General features: G+C 69.1%; 16 protein-coding genes and 2 pseudogenes. 6 read left to right on the top strand and 12 right to left on the bottom strand.

Annotation, left to right across the window (positions count from 1 at the left end; all coding sequences use genetic code 11):
• Positions 1-55: 55 nt before the first annotated feature.
• The 6 genes from Pla133_RS26230 to Pla133_RS26225 all read right to left on the bottom strand — a co-directional run bounded on the left by Pla133_RS26230 (position 56) and on the right by Pla133_RS26225 (position 6,598).
• Positions 56-508, bottom strand: a complete 453-nt coding sequence (locus tag Pla133_RS26230; RefSeq protein ID WP_419192411.1) for a DUF5658 family protein — start codon at positions 506-508, stop codon at positions 56-58.
• A 119-nt stretch (positions 509-627) separates the two neighbouring features.
• On the bottom strand, positions 628-1,839 hold the full coding sequence (locus tag Pla133_RS11965) for a hypothetical protein (RefSeq protein WP_145065467.1): 1,212 nt from the start codon (positions 1,837-1,839) through the stop codon (positions 628-630).
• A 39-nt stretch (positions 1,840-1,878) separates the two neighbouring features.
• Positions 1,879-2,997 (bottom strand): glycosyltransferase, encoded by a 1,119-nt coding sequence (locus Pla133_RS11960; RefSeq protein ID WP_145065464.1) that lies wholly within the window; start codon positions 2,995-2,997, stop codon positions 1,879-1,881.
• Complete coding sequence (locus Pla133_RS11955; RefSeq protein WP_145065462.1) at positions 2,994-4,127, bottom strand: glycosyltransferase family 4 protein; 1,134 nt, start codon at positions 4,125-4,127, stop codon at positions 2,994-2,996. Before Pla133_RS11955 ends, Pla133_RS11960 begins: the two co-directional genes overlap by 4 nt.
• Before the next feature lie 25 nt (positions 4,128-4,152).
• Positions 4,153-5,685, bottom strand: coding sequence for a sugar transferase (locus tag Pla133_RS11950; RefSeq protein ID WP_145065460.1), 1,533 nt, complete (start codon positions 5,683-5,685; stop codon positions 4,153-4,155).
• Between the two features lie 238 nt (positions 5,686-5,923).
• Positions 5,924-6,598 carry a 5'-methylthioadenosine/S-adenosylhomocysteine nucleosidase family protein gene (locus Pla133_RS26225; protein ID WP_419192410.1) on the bottom strand — a complete coding sequence of 225 codons (675 nt, stop codon included), beginning with the start codon at positions 6,596-6,598 and terminating at the stop codon, positions 5,924-5,926.
• 118 nt (positions 6,599-6,716) lie between these two features.
• Between Pla133_RS26225 and Pla133_RS11940 the strand changes: the two genes are divergently transcribed.
• From Pla133_RS11940 to Pla133_RS11930, 3 genes are all read left to right on the top strand, one after another.
• Positions 6,717-9,095, top strand: a complete 2,379-nt coding sequence (locus Pla133_RS11940) for a fused MFS/spermidine synthase (protein ID WP_419192409.1) — start codon at positions 6,717-6,719, stop codon at positions 9,093-9,095.
• An 89-nt stretch (positions 9,096-9,184) separates the two neighbouring features.
• Positions 9,185-10,117 (top strand): NAD-dependent epimerase/dehydratase family protein, encoded by a 933-nt coding sequence (locus Pla133_RS11935; RefSeq protein WP_145065456.1) that lies wholly within the window; start codon positions 9,185-9,187, stop codon positions 10,115-10,117.
• 58 nt (positions 10,118-10,175) lie between these two features.
• Positions 10,176-12,035, top strand: coding sequence for a sulfatase (locus Pla133_RS11930; protein WP_419192408.1), 1,860 nt, complete (start codon positions 10,176-10,178; stop codon positions 12,033-12,035).
• 154 nt (positions 12,036-12,189) lie between these two features.
• Here the strand turns inward: Pla133_RS11930 and Pla133_RS11925 are convergent, their stop codons facing one another.
• From Pla133_RS11925 to Pla133_RS11915, 3 genes are all read right to left on the bottom strand, one after another.
• Positions 12,190-13,821: an FG-GAP repeat protein gene (locus tag Pla133_RS11925; RefSeq protein WP_145065452.1), complete on the bottom strand. Its 1,632-nt coding sequence runs from the start codon at positions 13,819-13,821 to the stop codon at positions 12,190-12,192.
• Positions 13,822-14,520: 699 nt separating this feature from the next.
• Positions 14,521-15,945, bottom strand: coding sequence for a B12-binding domain-containing radical SAM protein (locus Pla133_RS11920; protein WP_145065450.1), 1,425 nt, complete (start codon positions 15,943-15,945; stop codon positions 14,521-14,523).
• 176 nt (positions 15,946-16,121) lie between these two features.
• Positions 16,122-16,589, bottom strand: coding sequence for a hypothetical protein (locus Pla133_RS11915; protein ID WP_145065448.1), 468 nt, complete (start codon positions 16,587-16,589; stop codon positions 16,122-16,124).
• A gap of 139 nt (positions 16,590-16,728) precedes the next feature.
• Between Pla133_RS11915 and Pla133_RS11910 the strand changes: the two are divergent.
• Positions 16,729-17,978: pseudogene (locus Pla133_RS11910) on the top strand (IS256 family transposase).
• Positions 17,979-18,111: 133 nt separating this feature from the next.
• A complete protein-coding gene (locus Pla133_RS26220) occupies positions 18,112-18,246 on the top strand; it encodes a hypothetical protein (RefSeq protein WP_419192407.1) in 135 nt (44 codons plus the stop codon).
• Between the two features lie 106 nt (positions 18,247-18,352).
• On the opposite strand, the gene Pla133_RS11905 is transcribed toward Pla133_RS26220, so the two are convergent.
• The gene (locus Pla133_RS11905) at positions 18,353-20,029 is read right to left on the bottom strand and encodes a carboxypeptidase-like regulatory domain-containing protein (protein WP_145065446.1); all 1,677 of its coding nucleotides are present in this window, start codon (positions 20,027-20,029) and stop codon (positions 18,353-18,355) included.
• A gap of 1 nt (position 20,030) precedes the next feature.
• Positions 20,031-20,465 carry a hypothetical protein gene (locus Pla133_RS11900; RefSeq protein ID WP_145065444.1) on the bottom strand — a complete coding sequence of 145 codons (435 nt, stop codon included), beginning with the start codon at positions 20,463-20,465 and terminating at the stop codon, positions 20,031-20,033.
• A 347-nt stretch (positions 20,466-20,812) separates the two neighbouring features.
• Here Pla133_RS11900 and Pla133_RS11895 point away from each other — a divergent pair.
• A pseudogene (locus tag Pla133_RS11895) lies at positions 20,813-21,969 on the top strand (IS256 family transposase).
• On the opposite strand, the gene Pla133_RS11890 reads toward Pla133_RS11895, so the two are convergent.
• Complete coding sequence (locus tag Pla133_RS11890; RefSeq protein ID WP_145065442.1) at positions 21,895-22,314, bottom strand: hypothetical protein; 420 nt, start codon at positions 22,312-22,314, stop codon at positions 21,895-21,897. The pseudogene Pla133_RS11895 and the gene Pla133_RS11890 overlap by 75 nt on opposite strands.
• Positions 22,315-22,534 lie beyond the last annotated feature (220 nt).

The following is a 22,534-nucleotide window of genomic DNA, read 5'->3' as shown; positions in this document are numbered from 1 at the left end:
TGCGGCATCGACTTCAGCCTCGGGTGCCGACGTGCAGCGGCACCTTCGGACCGAGTCACTCCACGCCGAACAGGCTCAGGTGGTAGGCCACCAGCAGGGTGTAGACCCCCGCGGCCCCCCACAGGCCGAAGCGCGCGATCCAGAAGTTCTTGTGCAGGCACAGGACCACCAGCGCGGTGGCGATCAGGCCCGACTTGAGCAGCACGAAGCCGCTGCGGCCCGTCAGCAGCATCCGATCGGCGAGCGGATTGACCTCGACCCCACCGGCTTGCAGGTGAACCAGGGTGAAGTAGGAGTCGGCGATGTTCATGGCCGCGATCCAGAAGATCAGCAGCCACAGCTTCGTGCCGTAGAGATCCACGAAGACGCCCTGCTCTTCGTTCCCACGCCGATTGCCACGACGCCTCCCGCCCAGCAGGCTGAAGCGGGAAAAGCGGGGAGTCGGCCTGCTGCGACGCTCTTGGCTGCGTTCGCGGAAGGCGGTGTCGGCAAGGTCGGCCTCGGACATGGCGAGGCATCCCTCGTCGACCGGGACCCGCGGACGGCTCAAGCCGAACCGCCCAAGATGCCGTCGGCGCGGCCGTCAGCGCCGCCGACGACCGAGGCCGTGAGCCAGGGGGGATCGACTCAGCCGTCCTGGCCGTCGCCGGCTCCCTCGGCATCACCGTCGGCACGACCGTCGGCCCCGCTCTCGGCGGGTTCGGCCGGCGGGTCCCAGAAGTCGGCCCGGACCGGGTGTCCGAAGAGGCGGTTCGACAGCCAGGGACGCTCCAGAGCTCCCTGCGGCAGGGGCTCGATGATCGGGTCCTCCATCCACAGCTCGGTCAGCTGGGGCGCATCGATGCCGCCCATGAAACGGCGGTAGGGAAGGATCAGCTCCTTGGGCACCTGGATCGTCTCCGGATCCGGCTCGGCCTCGAGCAGCGCCGCCGGCGGGTCGGCCAGCTCCGGATCGGGCTGCCGCGCGACCCAATCCTTGACGCCCTGGTCGCGCCAGGCCTCGACCAGTCGACGCCGCAGGTCGGCGCGAATCGAATCGGTCAGCGGGACGTGGCGCCAATCGACGAAGTCCATGGCGACGGTGTAGTCGAAGCCGATGGACTCGATCGTCCGGAACTGCATCTGCACCGGGAAGCCATCCTCGGAGTCGAGGTAGAGGGCGAACTCCTTGGCCGACTCCATCTCGAAGATGTTGATCGGGCGCGTCAGCTTGATCATGTAGACCGACGCCCCCGTGTCCTCGTCGCGCAGGTAGGTGAGCCGCCGGTTCTGCACGTCCAGTCCGAGCGGGAACATCGTCAGCAGCAGCTCGCGCCCGATCAAGCCCCGGGCGCGCTGCTCGGCGGCGGACTCACGCACCGCGCCCCCGGGCGACTCGGCCCAGGACACCTCGCCGTCCGACACCATGCGCTGGTAGACGCTGGCGTAGTTCTCGCCCATGTCGGAGTCGGTGACGTACTCGGAGAGCATGTAACCGCTGGACTCCGGCTGAACGTGGACCAGGCGCGGCACGTAGTTGTGCACCATCCAGCCGTCGTCCCCACTGGCACCGGTCGGGTCGAGGTTGACGTAGGTGGTCTCGAGCAGGTCGTAGCGCAGGCCCGGCAGTGAGGACCACACGTCGATCGAGACCTCACGGTCGTCCGCGACCCAGGCACGGCAGCCGTGCCGACGCCCGAGCAGCTCGAGGTCGTCCATCGCCCGCTTGCGCGCGGCGGGATCGGCGTAGGCGGCCTTGGCGGAGTTGGTCCTGGGCCGCTGCTGGGCCCCCTCCTGAACCGGCTCGCCGGCGAGGAACAGAGACGGGGCGACGGCGAGGATGAGCGCAGGGAGATTCATGGTCACAGGGGGGAGTCTAGCCGCCGCGGGGGTGGCAACTCAGCTACTACGGGCCACGGACTCGTAGTGATGGAGGGTCTCGTCAACCATCCGATCGAGGCCGAAGTGCTCGAGCACCCGCAGGTGACCAGCGCGACCCAGTTCGTGGCGGCGGTCGGCGGACTGGGCCAGCTCGGCCATGGCCCGGGCCAGGGCCTCGGCGTCCGAGGGCGGCACCAGCACGCCGGTCTGGCCGTCCACCACGACCTCCGGAACGGCCGAGACGTCGGTGGCGAGGACCGGCAGTGAGGTCGCCATGGCCTCCAGGAAGACGAGCCCGAGCCCCTCCCAGAGGGAGGCCATCACGAAGACGTCGCTGGCCGCCAGGATCTGGGCCACGTCGCGCCGGATCCCCGCGAAGACGACCGCGTCGCCCAGTCCCAGCTCGGCGGCGACGGCCTCGGCCCTCTGGCGCCCGTCGCCGAAGGGATCGTCTCCCACCAGCAAGAGGCGCAGGCGCGGTCCGAAGCTCTTGCGGGCGGCGGCGAAGCCGCGCAGCAGCACGTCGTGGGCCTTCTGCGGCGCGAAGCGCGCCACGCAGGTGAAGACCACGTCGCCGCGGCCCAGGCCCAGCTCGGCGCGCAGATCCATGCGCTCGGCGAAGGGCGCCGCAGCGGCGCGCTCGAAGGGTTCGGGGTCGAGCCCGTAGTAGACGCGCGCCTGGCGCCGCAGGGGCACGTGTCCGTAGCGCTCGACAAAGCGCCCGACGTGGTCGGAGAGCACGATCGTCAGCCGCGGCAGGCGCCCGATAACCGCGTGGACGGCCCCCACCAGTGGCCGCTTCAGCACCTGTTCGTCGTTGTGCTTGCCCGAGACCAGGCATCGCCGACGCCCGGCCAGGGTCGCCATGACCGCGGTCAACACATCCGCCTTGAGCAGGTGCGAGTGCACCAACTCGGCCCAGCGCAGGTGACTCCAAAGACCGAAGGGCCGAGTCGCGGGTACCTGCCCGACCCACTCCGCGCCGGCGGCGAGGAAGTCCTCCGTCAGGCGGCCCTCGCCCTTGAGGAAGACCATGCGCACCGAATGCCCGCGGGCGCATTGACCGCGCACCTGGGACAACAGGTGCATCTCGGCCCCGCCGACATCGAGGGTCGTCACCACGTGCAGGATCTTCAAAGCAGCTCCGAGTAGACCGCGTCCAGGCCGCGGACCATGTGATCGATGGTGTAGCCGGCGTCGAACCGCGCGCGCCCGGCGGCGCCGAGGGCCGCCCGCTGCGGCGCGGCGAGATCGATCGCGCGTGCCAGGGACGCCGCCAGCCCGGCCACGTCGCCCACCTCGCAGAGGAACCCGCTGGTGCCCTCTTGCACCAGGTCGCGCGCCCCGTCCACGCGGCTCGCCACCACCGCACGGCCGGCGGCCATGGCTTCGAGCACCGCGTAGGGCAGGGCCTCCCAGCGCGATGGCAGGCAGAGTACGTCGCAGGAGGCCATCAAGCGCGGCACGTCGTCGCGCCAACCGAGGAAGTGGGCGCGCTCGGCGATTCCAAGCTCCGCGGCCAGGGTGCGCAGCTCGGCGTCCATCTCGCCGTGCCCGGCAAGCAGCAGGTGTGCGTCCGGCCGCTCGCAAGCCGCGAGGGCGCGCAGGGCCAGGTCCTGACCCTTGGCCGAGTTGAGCAGCCCCACGACCAACACCACCGTCGCGCCGGCGGGCAGGCCCAGTTGCTGCGGCGCGAGCGGCTCGGCCCGGCGCCAGGGCTCGGGGTCGATTCCGTTCTCGACCACGCGCACCCGCGCGGGCTCGATCACTCCCGAACGCGCGATGGTCTCCGCCTCGCCGCGGCTGACCGCCACCAGACGGTCGGTCCGCCGCCCGAGCTGCACCTCGATCGTGCGGAACAGCCGTCGCTTGCGCGCGCTGAACATGGCGTCGAACAGGAAGGCGAAGGTGTGGGGCGTGTGCACCCGGCGACCGATGCCCGTGCGCAGGGAAGCCCAGCGCCCCAGGGCACCGGCCTTGCTGGAGTGGGTGTGGACGATCTCGGGGCGCGACTCGCGCAACTGCGTCGCGATGGCCTTGGCGTGAGAAGCATCCAGGCGCGGCTTGATCGAGCGCACCATCGCTAGCTCTCGAACCTGCACCCCCGCCGCACGCATCTGCTCGAAATCCCCGCGCACGCTCGGCTCACGCTCGGCCGAGGCGATCACGGCCACTTCGTGTCCCGCGTGCGCTTGCCCACAGGCGACGTCGCGCAGGTGCCGCCGGGTGCCACCGATGGTGGCCTCCATCACGTGCAGAATCCGCATCGAGTGAACGTCTGCCCGCCGCGGCTCAATGGGCCCCGGTGCCCTTGACCACGGCGAAGACGGTCAGCACGAGGATCACGAGGTCCAACAGCAGCGAGCGGTTCTCGACGTAGTAGATGTCGTAATCGAGGTTCTTGTGGATCTCCTCGGTACGCGCGTAGGAGATCTGCCACAGGCCGGTGATGCCCGGCTTCGCGCGCAGGCGCTCGCGCTCGAGCGCGCCGTAGCCGGCCACGATGAAGGGCATCTCGGGCCGCGGGCCGACCATGCTCATCTCACCGGTCAGGACGTTCAGGACCTGCGGCAGCTCGTCGAGGCTGTAGCGTCGCAGCAACCGACCGACGGTCGTGATGCGCGGGTCATGGTCGTCACGCGGCGCCGGCGCGTCGCCGGACAGGTGCACGTGCATGGTGCGGAACTTGAAGATCCGGAAGGGCCGTCCATCCTTCCCGATGCGCTCCTGCAGGTAGAAGATCGGCCCCTCCGAATCGCGCTTGATAAGGATCGCCGCGACGACGAACAGCGGCGCCGTCAGGACCAGGGTGACCAGGGCCAGGGCGATGTCGAGCAGGCGCTTGACCAGGGCCGACAGCGTGCCCTGGCTGCGGTCCGGCCGACTGATCAGCGGGATCGAGTCGAGGTTCTCGATCCTCACCCGCTGGCTCATCAGGTGGTAGAAGCGCGGGACGACCCGGTAGGTCACCCCCAGGGCCTCGAGGCGTTCGATGAACTCCATCACGCGCTCCTCGGCGGCCTCAGGCAGGGCCACGAAGACCTCGGACACCTTGAAGCGACCGATCAAGGCCTCGAGTTCGTCGAAGGTCCCGAGCACCACCGAGCGCTCCATCGATCGACCGACTTCATCCGGGTCATCGCCGACGAAGCCCACCGTGCGCAGCCCGAGGGTCGGGACCAGGGTGAACTTCCGCATCAGCCACTGGGCCGTGGTGCCGGTGCCGAGCACCAGGGCGTTGCGGTTGCCAATCCCGCGACGGTGCAGGCTCTGGATCGTCTTGAAGGAGACGAAACGACTGACCGTCGTGAAGAACAGGATCAGCACGAACGAAACCAGCAGGGTCAGACGCGAGAAGGACGTGGGGTCGAGTCGCAGGTCGATCGCCGCGTGGAGCTGGCGCAGGGCGCGGAAGACCGCGTCACCATCCGCTGTCGAGGCCACGCCCGCCGCGGTGGGCTCGGTGCTGCGCAGCAGCAGCGTCAGGGTCACCACCACCAGGAAGGCCACCGCGCAGGACTTCGCGATGGCCTTGAACTCTTCCACGTTCAAGAGGCTCTTGACCGGGCTGTACATCCCGAAGGCGTGGAAGCAGACCAGGCAGACCGCCGCCGTGAGGGTCCACAGCTCGATGTAGACCGAGAGCGGGACCCCCGCCCCGGGGCCCCCCGAACGCTGCCCGATCAGGAATCCGACCAGGCACGCCAGCAGCACCACCCCCAGGTCGATCAGGACCTGGGCGGCGAGCATCAGGGGCTCGAAGTGGCGCCTGACGAAGTGTCCGAACGCGTTGTCGCGTTCCTGGATCGGGGTTCGGGAGTCCACGTGGGTCCGCAGCGCTGGGCTGGCGGGGTCTCGGTGCGGGGGTCCGGCGCGGGGCCGGTCGGCGGTCGGCGGTCGGTCGGCGGTCGGTCGGATGGCCGGAAGGGGTTCTGGCGCAGGAGGATACCCCCGCGGGAGGGGGCCAAGAGGCCCCATCGGGTGGATGAGCCCCCGGACTCCAGGCTCGGCCGCCGAGTGGTCGCCGATCCGGGCTGGCGCGCGGCCTCGGCCGGGATTCGAACTACCGAGCGAGTTCGGCCAGAAGGTTCGGGACTGTGGACGCGGCGCGACCGGCCTGGGCTCCGAAATTCGCCCGGAACCCGTGGGCAGGTCCGAACCCCACGTCGTCCGACACCGCGCGTAGGGCGGCCCAGGGTAGACCGGCCTCGTCGGCGACCCAGGCGGCTGCCGCCGTCTCCATGTCGGCCACACAGGCACCGAGGTAGGCGCGGGCCAGACGGAGTCGGCGCCAGGGACTCAGGACCGGCCGGTCCGCGGTCAGGAACCAACCCGCGTGGCCGGCCGCGGCCCGGCGCCAGGCGGCGAGCAGCACGGGATCCGCCAGGCGCTCCCGATCGGATCGAACGGCCAGGTCCGCCTGCACCGCGCGCTCGCAGTGGACCAGGTCCCCCACACGCTCACGGCGCCGGAGCCCGCCGCAGACGCCCACCACCAACAGGGATCCGGCACCGGCCCGCACCAGGTGGCTGGCGGCCCGGGCGGCCCGCACCTTGCCGACCCCGCCGACGGCCGCCAGCACGGGCTGGCCGCGGTGGTCGGTCAACTCCAGCTCGAGTAGCTCGAAGGCCCCGGGACCGCGCTCGATGACCCGGGCACCCAGGCCCAGCTCCCCGAGTTCCTGGGGCAGGGCCACCAGCAGCGCGGGAGGTCCGGTGGGCGTCGGCGTGGCGGTCATGCGGGCATTCTCGGGCCATCCACGGCGTCGGGACCAGGGCCCTGTGCGGAACCCGCTGTGTAGCCAGCCACCGCCCGCCGCTACGCTCCTGCCCCGCCGAGCTAGTGCGGCCGTGCCCATGCGACCCAGTGACCTCGTCTTCTTCTCCAGCGGGCTCGCCGCCCTCTTGTACCAGGTGGCCTGGGCGCGCCTGGCCACGCGCACCCTCGGGGCCGACGCATTCGGCGCAGGCGTGGTGGTCGCGACATTCATGGGCGGCATGGCCCTGGGCGCCATGTTGGCCGGGCGCGGTCCGCTCGCGCGCGCCCGCCGACCCGAGCGCGCCTTCGCCGCGGTCGTGATCGCAGCCGCCCTCGTGGCCACGGCCACCGCGGGGTTGGTCGGCTTTCCTGCGGGTGCCTCGCGAGCCCTGGACGGAACCCTCACCGCCGCGCTCCTGTTGCCGACCACCCTGGCGATGGGCGCGACCTTTCCGCTCATGGGTCGGCTGACCGAGCGCGAGTCCGCGACCCTCGGCGCCCGCACCTCGCGGTTCTATGGCGCGAACACCCTGGGCGCGGCTACGGGAGCGATCGTGGCCACCTTCCTGGCCCTGCCGTGGTTGGGCCTGCGGGGGACGATCTTCGCAGGGGCCGCGATCGACGTCTTGGCGGCCCTGGGTGCCCTGGTGCTACTGGCCGGACCGGCGAGCGACGCACCAGCGGGGCCCGCGCGCGGTCGACGGCCCAGCGTCCCGGGTGTCTCGCGCCTGCTGCTGATCACGGGCCTTCTGGGAGGCGCCAGCCTGGCGCTCGAAGTTGTCCTGACCCGACTCCTGGTGAGCCTGACCGGCGCTTCGGTCTACGCCTTCGGGTTGGTGCTCGCGGCCTACCTGGTGGGATTGGGCCTGGGCGCGCGCCAGGGTCGGCTGTGGCTGGACGGCAGCCGCGATCCTCGTCCCATCCTGGCGCGCGCCGGGGTGGGCGCCGTCGCCGCCGCCTGCGCGGGACTGTTGCTCCTGGGCCTGCAGATCGGCTCCGGCGACGTGTTCGAGCCCCTCGCCAACCGCACCCCCACCAAGGGCGGGGTGACCGGCATGTGGCTGTCCCAGTTCATCCTCGCGGCGGTGGCGTTGATTCCGCCCGCGGTGGCCTTCGGCCTGGCCCTGCCCGCCGCCATCGCCTGCGCGGTGCGGTCGAGCGGCACGGACGCTGCCGAGGTCGACGAGCCGCGCCTCCTGGCCCGCTTCTACACCTGGAACACCCTGGGTGCGGCCCTGGGCGCGATCGCCGCGGCATGGTTGCTGTTGCCTGGCCTCGGCCTGCGGGGCGCGACCCTGGCGGCCCTGGCACCGGCCGTCCTGGCCTGGCTGCTCGCCCCGGGCGTGCCCGGTCGGAATCGGCTCCTGACCGCGCTCGGGCTCACCACGCTCCTGGCCCTGACCTTCGCGCGACGCGGAGCCCAGGAGATCGACGTGGTAGCGAAGGCCGTCGGACCTGTCTGCACCGCGGTCGTCGAGCGCATGCCCGACACCGATCCGGCGCAGCTCGCGCTGCGTATCGACGGCAAGGTCGTGGCCTCCTCCGCTCCGGTCGACCTGCGGTTGCAACGACTCTTGGCGGTGATCCCCGCCGCCCTGCACGGCCGGGTGGAGACCGCCCTGGTGGTCGGGCTGGGCATGGGCACGACGGCGGGCGCCCTGGCCGAGTTGGAGTCCCTCGAGCACTTGAGGGTGATCGAGCTGTCGCAGTCGGTGGTCGACGTCGGACCCGCCTTCGAGCCCTGGACGGGCGGCCTCTTGGACGATCCGAGGCTGCAACTGACCATCGGCGACGGGCGCTCCTGGTGCGCGCGGTCCCGCGTCGAGGGCGGGCCGCGCTTCGATCTCGTGACAGCCGACCCGATCCACCCCTGGACCCGCGGCTCGAGCGACCTCTACGCGGTCGACCACTTCGAGCGCCTGCGCGACCTGCTCGCGCCCGGCGGCGTGGCCTCCCAGTGGTTGCCGCTGTACCAGCTCTCCACCGCCGACGTGCAGACCGTGGTCGCGTCGTGGTGTGCCGCCTTCCCGCGCACTTCGGCCTGGCTGACCGCCTACGACCTGGTTCTGGTGGGGTCGAACGATCCACTGCGCTCCATCGACGAGCTCGCGCGCGGCGCGCTGCCGGCGGGTACGGCGACGATTCTCGGGGCCATCGGCGTCGACTCGGGCGCCGACCTCGCGGCCCTGCGCGTTGCCGACGACACGCGCCTGCGGGCGTTCGCCGAGGGCTCGCGACCGATGGTCGAGAATCGGCCGGTACTCGAGTTCAACGCGCCCAAGAGCTTCCTGGCCGGCTTCAGCGAGCAAGTGCTGCTGTGGGCCGTGGAGGACGGCGTCGCCGAGGGCCTGCCCGAGCCCGCCCGCGACGGCGCCCGACGGCTGCGACAACTGGTCCGGGATTTCGTGACCGACCTGCCCAAGGGCGCCTCCGCCGCCGCCGAGCGCTTCGGCGAGCGGCTACTCGAGGCCAGCTAGGGCCGGCCCAGGGCGTATAGTTTCCGGCCCCGACCGCTCCCGAGCGCCCCCCGGCGCGCCGTCCCAGTCCCCCCACCAAGTCCCACGGAATGAGAATCGCGATCACCGGCGCCACCGGCTTCATCGGTGGCTACATGGTCCCCGGCATGCTCCGCGAGGGGCACCAGGTCCGGGTCCTCTGTCGACCGGGCCGGGCCGCCGCCCTGCCCAAGACCGACGCCGGCGAGTACGAGGTGCACGAGGGTGACCTGACCGACCGCGCGTCGTTGACGGGTTTCCTGAAGGACGTGGACCTCTTGCTGCACCTGGCCAGCGCCCACGACCACGTGCCCGACGAGATGATGCGCGCCATCAACATCGACGGCACCGAGAACCTGTTGTCGGAAGCCAAGGCCAACGCGCCGAGCCACTTCCGCTTCTGGGTCATCTCCTCCGCGGTCATCGGCGCGCCGGTGTACAGCTACTACCGCGACACCAAGCGCATCCAGGAGAAGATCATCCGAGCCGAGCGCTTCGAGTGGGCCTCGTTCCGGCCGACGTTGGTCTACGGCGTCGGCGACTACCGCCACACGGCGCCGCTGCTTCGTCGTTGCGCCGCGAAGTCGGGCCGCTACGTGGTGCCCCACGACGGCCTCTCGAAGATCAACCCGGTGCACGTGGACGACGTGGTCGACGCGATCCGGCGCTTCTTCGACTTCGAACGCGGCGTGGACTGCATGTACGAGCTCGCCGGACCCGCCGGCGTCTCCTACAACGAGTTCATCGACACGACGATCAAGGCCGCCGGCGGCGGGATCAAGCGCAAGAACATCTCCAAGCGCTGGGCCGACTGGGCGATCTTCATCAAGGGTCTGTTCACGGACGTGACCGAGGAGCGCCGCGCGTCGGCCTACTTCTCGCTGCACCACGAGCACGACATCTCCAATGCCCAGTACGAGCTCGGGTGGGCGCCGCGCACCTACGCCGAGGGCATCACCCAGGTCGCGCACGCCAGCGACTGGTGGCGCGAGGACAAGGCCTGAGCGGCGCGCGGGCGATGAGGGGCGCGCCCGTCAGCTCCGCCGCGCGAGCACGAGGACGATGAGCAGCCCCCGCACCGCCGCGCCCCCCCCGGGTGCCCTCGGCCCGCGCTTGCTGGCCGGGGCAATCGCCCTGGCGCTTGCGGGCTGCGGCGGCGCGGAGCAGGTCGAGTATCGCGAGGTCGCCCTCGAGCTGCTGCGCAGCCCCGAGCGGCTCGAAGTGCGACGAGAACCGGCTCGCTATCCGGTGCGGATCCAGGCCGTGAGTCCCCTGCGCTCCGTGGGTTCGGGCTCGGGCAACCGACCGGCGCTGGTGCTTCCCCCGGGCTCCGAAGTCGCCTGGGACCTGCCCGCGCTGGGGCCCGGGACGGAGCTGGTACTCGAGGTCGGCGTCGCCTGGCGCGACCACGAGGAAGCCCGCGGTCGGGCCACGATGGTCGGCCTCTTGAACGGCGAGCCGATCTTCGAAGACGAGTTGGTGATCGGCGGTGTCGACGTCGGCCGACGTGGCTGGATCGAACACCGGGTGGCGGCACCGGACGGCGGCGAGTTGGTCCTGCGCTGCACGTCGCCGGAGCTGAAGGGCCTGCGCACCGCGGTCGCCGGGCTGACTCTCGAGCAGCGCCACGTGGTCGAGGCCGCGCGATCGTCGCCCGCCGCGCCGAACCTGGTGTTGATCGTGATCGACACCCTGCGCGCCGACCGCGTGTCGGCCTACGGCTACGAGCGCCCGACGGCGCCGGCCATGGAGGCATTGGCCGCACGCGGGGTCCTATGGGAAGACGCCTGGTCGGTCGCACCCTGGACCTGGCCCTCGACCGCGTCGATCCTCACGGGGCAGGAGCCGCCGGCCCACGGGGTGCTGGACCGCTTCTCGTGCTACCTGCCCGACGCCAGCCAGACCCTGGCCGAGCGCCTGCGCGCGGCTGGCTTCGACACCGCCGGATGGTCCTCGAACCCGCTGATCAGCGCGGAGCAGAACTTCGCCCAAGGCTTCGCGCGCTTCGAGACCGAGGACTGGACCCGCTCGGCTCAGTTCGTCGAAGCGCCCCTGGCCTGGCTGGAGGGCGCCCGTGACCGGCGCTTCCTGCTCTACCTGCACCTGACCGATCCGCACCTGCCCTACCAGCCCGAGTCAGAGCTGCGCGCGCGCTTCGCGTCGGCGCCGATACCTGAGGGCTTCGAGATCGACGACCTCGCCGAGGACCTGCGGGCGCGGGTGGGCGAGCCGGAGTGGGTCCGCGCCGCGATCGACCACGCCAGCGACCTCTACGACGCCGAGGTGGCCGCCAGTGACCGCGCCGTAGCTCGAGTGGTCGAGCAGCTCGAGCAACTCGGCCTGACGGACTCGACCCTCGTGATCGTCACCAGCGACCACGGCGAGGAGCTCCTGGAGCACGGCCTGTTGGGCCACTCGCACCAGCTCTTCCGCGAGTCGCTGATCGTGCCTCTGATCGCCGCCGGTCCGGGTCTGCCCGCCGGCGTGCGCGTCGACTCGGCGGTGCAGAACCACCGGCTGTTGCCCAGCATCCTGACTTGGCTGCACCTGCAGCCCAGCGGCGGGCTTCCGCCGATCCTTCCGCTCGCCAACGAGTCCCGTCCACCGACCCTGCGCTTCGGCACCGAAGTCGGAGATTGGATGGCGACGGGCACCAGTGAGCGCCTGCTCGCCAGGCGCGCCGACGGGGAGCTGGTGTTGTGGATGGAGAGCGGCGAGCGCCTGGCGATCTTCGACACGAAACGCGACCCCGCCGAGACCGTGGACCTCTTGCCGGCCCGTCGCGCCGACGCCGAGCGCGGGCGAGCCGACCTGCAAGGCTGGTGGCAGCGCCAATCGTCGGGCCGCCCCGTGTCCCTGGCCGGCGGCGAGGCGACCGCCGAGATGTTGCGCGCCCTGGGCTATCTCGAGGACGACGAGTAGCCCGGTCGGCTCACTCATCCCCGGTAGCGACGGTCAGCCATTGAGGGCGCCTTCGAGCAGAGGCGCTCGGCCGAGACTCGACTCGGGCCAACGGCGCTCGGTGGATCGACTCGAGCCAACGCCACTCGATGCACGGAGCGCCTCCTACTTCGGCCTATGGCAGCAGCACCAGGCCTACCTGGTTGCTGGCACTGACCACCGCCGGCCCCGCGGGGTCGATGGCGAGCAGCGCGTGCAGCAGCTTCGAGCCGGCCAGGGACGGGTCTGTCCCCGGCGCTATGGCGAAGCGCGCCCGGGCGGAGCCGCCCGGGTCCAGGAGGCCCAGTCCGGCTTGCAACGGCAGCGTGTTCGGGTGGCTCAGGGTGAAGCTGAGGTAGCCGTCGACGCCCAGGGGCACGACCACTCCGTTGACGGCGAGGTCCGACGTGGGCTCGGTCATCGAGCCGAGCACCAGGTAGATCAATCCGGCGAGGGGCGAATCCCCGTCGAAGTCGAGGTTCTGGATGCCGCCGGCTGACAGGGACAGGGTCGGCGGGCAGCCGGAGAGGCCGCCCTTGTCCGGCAGACTGAAGAGGCTGACCGAGCCCTGGTCCTGGCCTAGCAGAGGCGGGCTACCGCTGTTCCGGCCCACTGCGACCACGCCCCCATCGACCGCGACCTCGACCCAATCCAGCGCCAGCTCGTCGATCTGGGCACTGCTCACGGTTTGCGATGATTGCAGCTTCGCGGTCTGCTCCCAACCACCGACGCCACGCTCGAAGATGTAGGTCGGGCGCGGACCCGTCGGCTTGCCATGGCGCGACGAGCCCGCGATGACCCGCGACCCATCGACGGCGAGGCCGGTGCCGAAGCGATCCTGGGGTGCGACGTCGGCGGGTAGCAGCAGCGCCGTGGTCGACCAACCCGCCGCCTCCTCGAAGACGTACACGCCACCGACGTTCTCCCCTCCGACGTCGCCATCGGCGGCGCCGCAGGCTGCGAGGGATCCGCGCAAGGCGACCCGTTGGCCCATGAGGATCGGGGCCAGGGGATCGCTGGCCACGGGTGAAGGGAGCAGGGTCGCGACGTGACTCCAGCCCCCAGCGACGGCCTCGAACAGGCACGCCGCGCCGCTGTCCAGCAGCAGGCTGTCGTCGAAGGGTGCCCCGACCAGAAGGCGCGAGCCGTCGAGCGCAACGTCGGATCCGAATTGGGCGTTGGAGGTCAGGCCCGGCTGCTGTCCAGTGAGGACCACGTCGAGTTCCCAAGCGCCCGCGATGCGCCGGTAGAGGTACACCGCACCATCGTCGTTGGTTCCGCCGACGTCATACCAGGGCGCGCCGACCGCGAGCCGGTCGCCCGCGAGCGCGATGCGTTCCCCGTAGAGTTGGAGCGAGCCGCCGGATGGCGAGGGAGCCAGCGTTGCCGACAGGGTCCACCCTCCGGATCCCTGGTGGTAGAGGCGCACGAGCGGCGGTTGGCGCTGGGAGATCGCCAAGGTCTGGCCGCTGAGTGCGATGTCCAAACCGAAGGACGCAACGGCCGCCGGTATCGGCGCCGTCAGGACTTGCGACTGCTGCCAGCCACTTGGGCCTCCGGCCCACACCTGGACGAAGCCGGCTGACTGATGGGCGCCGACGCGCGCGAAGGCGGAAGAGACCACCAGGCGATCGCTCTGGAGCTCGACGCCGCGACCGAAGCCGGAGAGACCGTTCAGGGGAGCTTCGAAGCTCTCCAACTCGCACTGGGCGAGCGCGGGCAGAGGGAAGAGCAGACTGGCGACGAGGGTCGCAAGGGGCGCATTCATGTCGATGTTTCGTGTCGAGAACAGATGGAGGTTCCCTCTTCCGCCTGCATCGTCGGAGGCGGTTCGCGCAAGCCACTGGTGAGCTGCGCGCGCAACGGGTACCCCATCCCTCGATCAAGGGGGGGGCTGACCACGAAGAGGCATGCGATTCGATCCGACTTGCCGGACAACTGAAGTGGTCAGCAACTGAGCGGGCGTTTCGAACAAGTGTGATTCCGATTCGCGCGCGCCGCGGCCGCTCCCAACCACCACTCGACTCCGCCCTGGTTCGCTCGCAGCGAGAAGTCCACGCCGGCTCCCCCGACGACAAGCGGCCGGCGGTTCCGAGTTGCGCGACGTGGTCTCGCGCAGCGCCCAGTGCTCGCCATGGACCTTCGGCACCGGGGCTCGACCCGACCGTCAGATCGGGTCCGCCGTTGCGAAGCGATCCGTTTCGAGTTTCAGAACCTGCGAGGGCTGGGGTGCATTGGAGCGTGACCGCTTTCGCGCTGCGGCCAGTCGCGCCCCAAGGACAACGGCGCGATGCGCCTCGCGATCCGCCAGGAAATCGCAAACTCCGCGCAGACCGACGTCGGCCTGTGTCGGAGAACCGTGCTGCGGGCCCCGCGCCACAGGGCCGTGCCGCGGGGCCGTGCCAAAGGCACAGCACCCCGACAAGCCTGCCAAACCCTCCCCGTGGGACCCTCTGCCCCGCCCGGCTCAGGCCCGGCGGCGGAAGAGCGTGAAGTAGCGCGCCACCTTGCTGGCCAGTCGGCCCGGGTGACGCAGCTCACGCACGATCCGCCGCGGCCGCAGGTAGAAGCTGCGGTAGGCCTCGCGGATCTTCTCCTCGATCTGCGCGGCGGTCATGTGCTCGTTGCCCTCGAGGGCTTGGAAGCCGGTCATGGTCGCGTAGTCGAACTCGCGCTCGCCGCGCAGCATCTGGTACAGCGGCGTGCCCGGGTAGGCCGTCACCGCACAGAACTGCACCTGGTCGGGGTCGAAGCGCTCCACCAGCCGGATCGTCTCGTCGGCCATCTCGGGGGTCTCCTCCGGGAAGCCGATCATGCAGAAGGCGCGGGTCTCGATGCCGTAGTCGCGGGCGGCCCGGAAGACCTCCTCGGCCTTGTCCAGATCGGAGAGCTTGTTGCCGCAGTGCTTCTTCTGGATCTCGGCATTACCCGACTCGACGCCCAGGGAGATGTGGCGGCAGCCCGCTGCGGCCATCTTCTGCAGCACCTCGCGGTCGAGGGTCTTGACCGCCGTCTCGCACTGCCACTCCAGGCCCGTCATGCCCTTGGCGATGATCCCGTCGCAGATCGCGTGGATGCGGTCCTTGCGCGTGGTGAAGATCGGGTCGCGGAAGACCACGTGGCGGATGCCGTGGGTGAAGTACAGGTCCTCCAGCTCGGCCAGCACGCTCTCCGGACTGCGAAAGCGGAAGCGCAGACCCTGGGCCAGGGTGTAGCCGCAGAAGGAACAGTTGAGCGGGCAGCCGCGCGAGGACTTGACCGTCGTGATCGCGCCCTCGATGCCGGGGAAGCGGTAGCGGCTGTTGTCGAGCAGGTGCCGCGCGGGGATCGGCAGGTCGTCCAGGGTCGAGATCTTGTCGCGCTCGGGCTCGTGCACGATCTCGCCGTCGGCGCGACGGTAGGTCACGCCCTCGACGCCCTCGAAGCGGCGCTCGGCGTAGGCGGCACCGTCGGCCGCGCGACGCACCAGGTCGCGCACCGTGTACTCGGGCTCGCCGCGCACCACGGCGTCGACGTTCTCGCCGTCGAAGATCTCGCCCGGCGTGTAGGTCACCTGGGAGCCGAGCATGGCCACCGGGACCTTCAGGGCCTCGCGGATGCGCTTGGCCAGGCCCAGGTCCTGGTCCAGGGAGGTCGAACTCGAGTCCAGGCAGACGAAGCCCGGAGCCTCCGCGACGACCCGCGCCAGGGTCCCGTCCAGGTCCAGGTCGAAGGGGTCCGCGTCGACGATCGCCACCTGGTGGCCGTCGGACTCGAGCACCGAAGCCACGTGGGCCAATTCGATCGGCGGGTAGAGCAGGCCGGGATTGACGGCCATGCCGAAGCCCCCCATCAGACCGCGACTGACGCGGAACTCCGGGGGACTGGGCGGGTTGACGAGGACGACCTTCAAGGGAGCTGTTCCGGGCGCGCTGGAGGGGTTGGGAGCAGAAATCTCCAGTTCGCGCCAGGTGAGTCTATCCCGGGCCGGGCCCGGCGGCCCGACCGGGTGGGGTTCCCCTGGGGGCTTTCAGGGCCGCCCAGGCGCACCGCGCAGCTCGGATCACCCGCTCCGGTCCAACGGACATCTCAGCGCACCTCGACCCGAAGCGCGTGGGTCCACTGCACCTGCGGGGCGCCGGGGCAGCCATCCCCGGACGGGAAGAAGCCCTGGAGCCCGAATTCGACCCCACTCGACCCCACCGGCAAGGGGAGCGGCAACTTCGAGAAACCAGCAGGCCCACTCGACCAGGGCAGGACCAGGGTCGGCTGTCGGAGGTCGATCCAAGCCGTTGCGCCGACACCGGGCACGGGCAGGCCTTCACTTGGCGCACCGAGCACGAGGACGCCGGCCGAGTCACTCCGCGCACAGCTCACGTAGAGCTCGAAGTCGCTCGCTCCGGCCAGCGGCGTCCGCGTCGCTCCCAGGTAGCTGGGTTGCAGGCAGCCCGGTGAGGACTCTCCGAAGCGGGTCACGCCGTTCGGAAGCATGTCCATCTTCGCGGCGAAGAACTCCGTCGTGCCGGTGAAGCTCGTGTCGTAGGCGCCGGGCCTCACCGGGAAGAGCGGCGTCCAAGCGGCCGCCCGAGGTATGACCAGAAGCTGTGGACGGTGAACTGAGAGGAAACGCGACGTACCCTTGGTGCTCGACATCACTCGACACCCAAGCCCCCAACGCGGGGGAAGGACACGCCGCATGAAGCAGCCTAGCGACTCGATCCAGTTCCAGCCAGACGCCCCGACCGCCGACATCCTCCAGGACGTTCTCCGAGAGGGCGCGAGGAAGATGCTCATCACGGCCCTGCAGGCCGAGGTCGCCGAGTACATCGACGCCCACGCGGACCAAGTGGACGAGCAGGGCCGCAGGCTCGTGGTTCGCAACGGCTCGTGCCCCGAGCGCACGATCCAGACCGCCTTGGGCGACATTCCGATCGGTCGTCCTCGAGTCGATGATCGTCGCTTGGACGACGACGGCAATCGGATCCAGTTCCACCAGCAAGATCCTGCCTCCATACTTGCGCCGCTCGAAGACCATCGAGGAGCTGATCCCGTGGCTGTACCTGCGCGGAATCTCGACCGGCGACTTCGGCGAAGCGCTCGGTGGCCTCCTCGGCGAAGGGGCCGCCGGTCTCTCGGCCTCGACCGTGGTGCGCCTCAAACAGGCGTGGGAAGAGGAGCACCGGACCTGGAGCAAGCGCGAGCTCGCAGGCAAGCACTACGTCTACCTGTGGGCCGATGGCATTCATTCGAACGTGCGCCTGACGGACGAGCGCGCCTGCATGCTCGTGATCATGGGCGCCACGGCCGACGGCAAGAAGGAGCTGGTGGCCGTCCACGATGGTGAGCGCGAGAGTGAGCAGTCCTGGACCGAAGTCCTGGTGGACCTCAAGGCCCGTGGCCTCACGATCGCTCCGAAGCTGGTCGTCGCGGACGGCGCGCTCGGCTTCTGGAAGGCCAGCGCCAAGGTCTGGCCAACCGCGCGGGGGCAACGCTGCTGGGTCCACAAGACGGCCAACGTCCTGAACAAGTGCCCGAAGTCGATGCATCCCAAGATCAAGGCTTCGCTGACCGAGATCTGGAACGCCGAGACGCGAGAGGACGCCGAAGCGGCCATGACCCTCTTCAAGTCCAGCTACGGTGCCAAGTACCCGAAGGCCGTCGAGTGCTTGCTCAAGGACCGTGAGGCAATGCTGGCCTTCTACGACTTCCCGGCCGAGCACTGGCGCCACCTACGCACCACCAACCCCACCCGAATCCACCTTCGCGACGATCCGGCTGCGAATCAGCCGGACCAAAGGCGCAGGATCCCGAGCCGCCGGCCTCGCCATGGTCTACAAGCTCGCCAAGTCGGCCGAGAAGACCTGGGGGAAGCTAAACGGCCACGAACACCTCGGAGACGTCATCCGAGGAGTCCAGTTCAAGGACGGCATCAAGGTCGCCGCGTGACCTCTCCAGGGATTCCGTCCACAGCTCTTGGCAATACCTCCCGGCCCCGCGACGAACGCCCTCCTTCAGTGTGCCTCACGCGTCGAGCGATGCGACGTTGACGACTGCGAGACTGAAGCCTGCGATTCTGACGATGACTTGCTCCGCTCGTTCTCACTCGCAGTGCCTCCTGCTGTTCGTGCTCTACACCCCGAACCTCGGCATGAATCAGGCACTTCGATCCCACTTGCGCCTGTTCCATTTGCAATCGACCATGGCGATCGCTTGATCGAGGACTAGCTGAAATCGTACCGCGCCATCGACCCGACCACCTCTCACCTCGCGAGCGCCGTCCTGCGCGCACTGATCGCCCTCGTTGCGGCGACGGAAGCGCTTCACTGCAGGCTGAATTGCCCGCTGAACCGGATTTCCGCGCGGCCGGTCGAGGACAGCTCGACGATCTGATACTCATCGTCGGAAAGCCCGGTGTCGCCGAACGGTGAGATCACCCATGCGCCCGCTTCGAGACCATGGAGCACGTACGGAGCGCCCGCGAAGGTGGCCGTTCGGTACCTGCTGAGCCACGCTCCGTTGTCGGAGTGACGCAGTGCGTCGAGTGGCGCGACGTGGATTCTCGTGAGCCCGTCATAGAGCGACTCTCCGCCTTCTGCGACTCGAACGAGAAGGCACGCGATCTGAGCGCGCGGCGGGACGTCGATCTCGAGGACTCGATCGACGGAGAGGTCGATCCGGGGCGCTGGCGCACCGGCAGTGTCGGGGAGCGACTCCAGGCCGACCCCCACCCGCAGCGACCATTGGTAGGGCTCGGGTCTCAGGCCACTGATGAGGAGTTCGTCGTCGAAGCTCGGTACCGTCACGAAGACGTTCTCGCTCTCCCCGATCAGGTTCAAGCGCCCCGCGCTCGTCCACGGAGTCGACGGTGGCCCTTCGGGACCGACGCGGAACCGGACTCGTAGGTCGACCACCGGAGTGCCGTCACTCTGCAGAACGATGTCCGTGACCTCCAACTCCTCCAGAGGACCAACGACCGGCACGCCACGCGCTGCCGGAAGAAAGCCGGGAACGTCGACTTCGATCGCCAGCTCATTGTCAACCACACGCTCCGGGAACGCGACCGCGCGCGCGCCGAGTTGCTCGAGTTCCCGGCCCAACTGCCTCAGCTCTCCGGGAGGTGCGGAGATCGGGTCGACGAAGAGGCAGCTCTGCATGAGCTGTCGATCGAATGAGAATCCCAGACGACCGTTCGACAGCACCAGCGGAACGGAACCGCCTGATTCATCAACGGCACGGAAGGCGGCGACCTCGTACCGCGCCACCTCGATGATCACACTTTCGTCACCCGGCCTAGCACGGACGTCGGTCGATGCCCAACTCCATCCCGCGCTGGCCCTGAGGAGCAGATCTCGCCCGTCGTGAAGACCACCGACCCGGAATCGCCCGTCGACGTTCGAAATCGCCGCCGGCGTGAGCTGATCGACTCTCGCACCTCCGGTCAGAACTCCGTCGCCGTCCTCTCGGACGTAGATTGATGCGTGGGGTACAGGGCTCCCGGATCGGTCGACGACGATCCCGGCCAGCTGGGCTGTGCCGCGCAGGTATACCGTCACGACCGCGTCGCCAGCGTCGGCCACGGCATGACCAACCTGTTCACCGACGACGACTCGAAACTCCGTGGCCTGGTCTGGACGTGGAACGCGGATTGTCGGCGCCCAATTCTCCGACGTCACGACGTTCCAACTACTAGCCGCACCGCGACAGTGGACGACGAGCGTCGCATCCGCTGCAACATCCTCCTCCGCTTCGACTTGGAGAATGAGCGATTTGACGTGCTCGACCGGATGCATTGCGGTCGAAGGCTCAAGTTCGATGCGGGACGGCGCGCGCGGACGGGCGTCGGCCGCTGGCGGCGTGGGAACGTGGGGAAGCACCAAAGGCGCATTGGGCAGAGCCGAGTCTCTCGGTCCCGACCCGCCGAGGTTGTGACCGCGCATCACGACGACCGCCAGAAGAACGACGGCTAGGAATACGGCGACCGTCGACTTGCGGATCAACTCAGTTCCCCTGGCTGGCTTCGATGCAGCTTGCCGTTCGAATGACGTCGAATTGCTGCCCTGTTTCTGGGTCGATCACTTCGATGGTGACGATCGTGCACGCTCCAGCATCGCAGGTGTCGCCGTCGACCTTTGGCCGGCACACGCCGTCGGCGACGTATTCGACGACTCCCGATTGGTACTCGATAACGTACAGCGTGCAACACTTCGGAGTGCCATCACCAGAGAGACAGGAGCAGGCATCGGCAAACCCGACGCCGAGCACCGGATCGAGAACGCCGAAGGAGAGGAGATGGCAGTTGGGGCAGGCCCCGGCGCATGTAACTTGAGCCGCGGCCGCAGAATGAGTCGTCGGACAATCCTGAAACGCGCATGCTTCGGGCGCGATTAGGACGGAAAGCGTTGACGTGAGGAGCGAAATCAGCAGGACCTTCATTGGGCTCTCTTGTGCTATTCAGCGGACGCCGGAGAGCACAGAGAAGGGCTCTCCTGCACGTAAACTCTCCTGCACGGAAAGTGGGTGAGGCGCGACGGGATCGGAGCCCCGGGCGCCGAGCCCCCGAATTCCCGTGATGCGCGCGGCTGACTCTACACTCGAGAGCCTTGCACCTGCACCTGCACCTGCACCTGCACCTGCACCTGCACCCAGATCTAACCCATTGCGGCGATTCATGTTAGGGCTCCGCTAATACTGGCTCTCCTGTGCCTTGAGTGGATAGTTCCTGGCCCCTTCCACCCTACCTGCTGATCGCCGTGGCCGGGGCGCCAGGGTGAAAGACAGGATTGGACCGGGAGGAAGCGGAGATCCTCGCCGAGTACATCGACGCCCACGCGGACCAAGTGGACGAGCAGGGCCGCAGGCTCGTGGTTCGCAACGGCTCGTGCCCCGAGCGCACGATCCAGACCGCCTTGGGCGACATTCCGATCGGTCGTCCTCGAGTCGATGATCGTCGCTTGGACGACGACGGCAATCGGATCCAGTTCCACCAGCAAGATCCTGCCTCCATACTTGCGCCGCTCGAAGACCATCGAGGAGCTGATCCCGTGGCTGTACCTGCGCGGAATCTCGACCGGCGACTTCGGCGAAGCGCTCGGTGGCCTCCTCGGCGAAGGGGCCGCCGGTCTCTCGGCCTCGACCGTGGAGCGCCTCAAACAGGCGTGGGAAGAGGAGCACCGGACCTGGAGCAAGCGCGAGCTCGCAGGCAAGCACTACGTCTACCTGTGGGCCGATGGCATTCATTCGAACGTGCGCCTGACGGACGAGCGCGCCTGCATGCTCGTGATCATGGGCGCCACGGCCGACGGCAAGAAGGAGCTGGTGGCCGTCCACGATGGTGAGCGCGAGAGTGAGCAGTCCTGGACCGAAGTCCTGGTGGACCTCGAGGCCCGTGGCCTCACGATCGCTCCGAAGCTGGTCGTCGCGGACGGCGCGCTCGGCTTCTGGAAGGCCAGCGCCAAGGTCTGGCCAACCGCGCGGGGGCAACGCTGCTGGGTCCACAAGACGGCCAACGTCCTGAACAAGTGCCCGAAGTCGATGCATCCCAAGATCAAGGCTTCGCTGACCGAGATCTGGAACGCCGAGACGCGAGAGGACGCCGAAGCGGCCATGACCCTCTTCAAGTCCAGCTACGGTGCCAAGTACCCGAAGGCGGTCGAATGCCTGCTTGAGGACCGTGAGGCAATGCTGGCCTTCTACGACTTCCCGGCCGAGCACTGGCGCCACCTACGCACCACCAACCCCACCCGAATCCACCTTCGCGACGATCCGGCTGCGAACCAGCCGGACCAAAGGCGCAGGATCCCGAGCCGCCGGCCTCGCCATGGTCTACAAGCTCGCCAAGTCGGCCGAGAAGACCTGGCGGAAGCTAAACGGCCACGAACACCTCGGAGACGTCATCCGAGGAGTCCGATTCAAGGACGGCATCAAGGTCGCCGCGTGACCTCTCCAGGATTTCCATCCACAGCTCTTGGCAATACCTCATCTCGGGCGTCTCGATCCACGTGGACGGGGTGCCCGGGGCGATCAGAAAGGGCGGCGTGCCCGACGGCACCGTCGGTTGGAGCGTCAGGGGGTTGAACAGGTAGGTCTTGCGGTTCTGGTCGGGGTGACCGAAGGGGAAGCCCCCCACAATCGCAAGGCCGCGACGCCTCGTGAAGCTGTGCCCGGCGCAGAAGATGTTCGAGGGCAGGGCAGCGCCGATCTCGATCAAGTCGTCGGCCTGCTGCGGATCGAAGAGCCAAGCACGCGTCGTGTTCTGCGCGTTCCAGTAGGTCCAGAGCAGCACGTGCCCGGAGTAAAGGCCCTAGGAGAGCAAGGCTCCGTGGGCGATCTCTTGATCGGGGTCGTTGTTGGTCGCCGGGTCGTCGATCTGGTCGGACCAGTCGTGCTTGATGGACCACTGGCCATCCACGGCGGGATTCTGAGCGGCGCCGGCGCCGTACAGAAGAAGGACCGCTCCAGCGCTACAGGCGAGTAGCCGAGAGGCCGGGAAGCCGGTCAAATCT

Origin of the sequence: Engelhardtia mirabilis, from assembly GCF_007748095.1 — a bacterium.
Taxonomy (GTDB): Bacteria; Planctomycetota; UBA1135; order UBA1135.
Note: the sequence above shows the minus strand (reverse complement) of the source record. Positions and strands in the feature narration are given on the sequence as shown.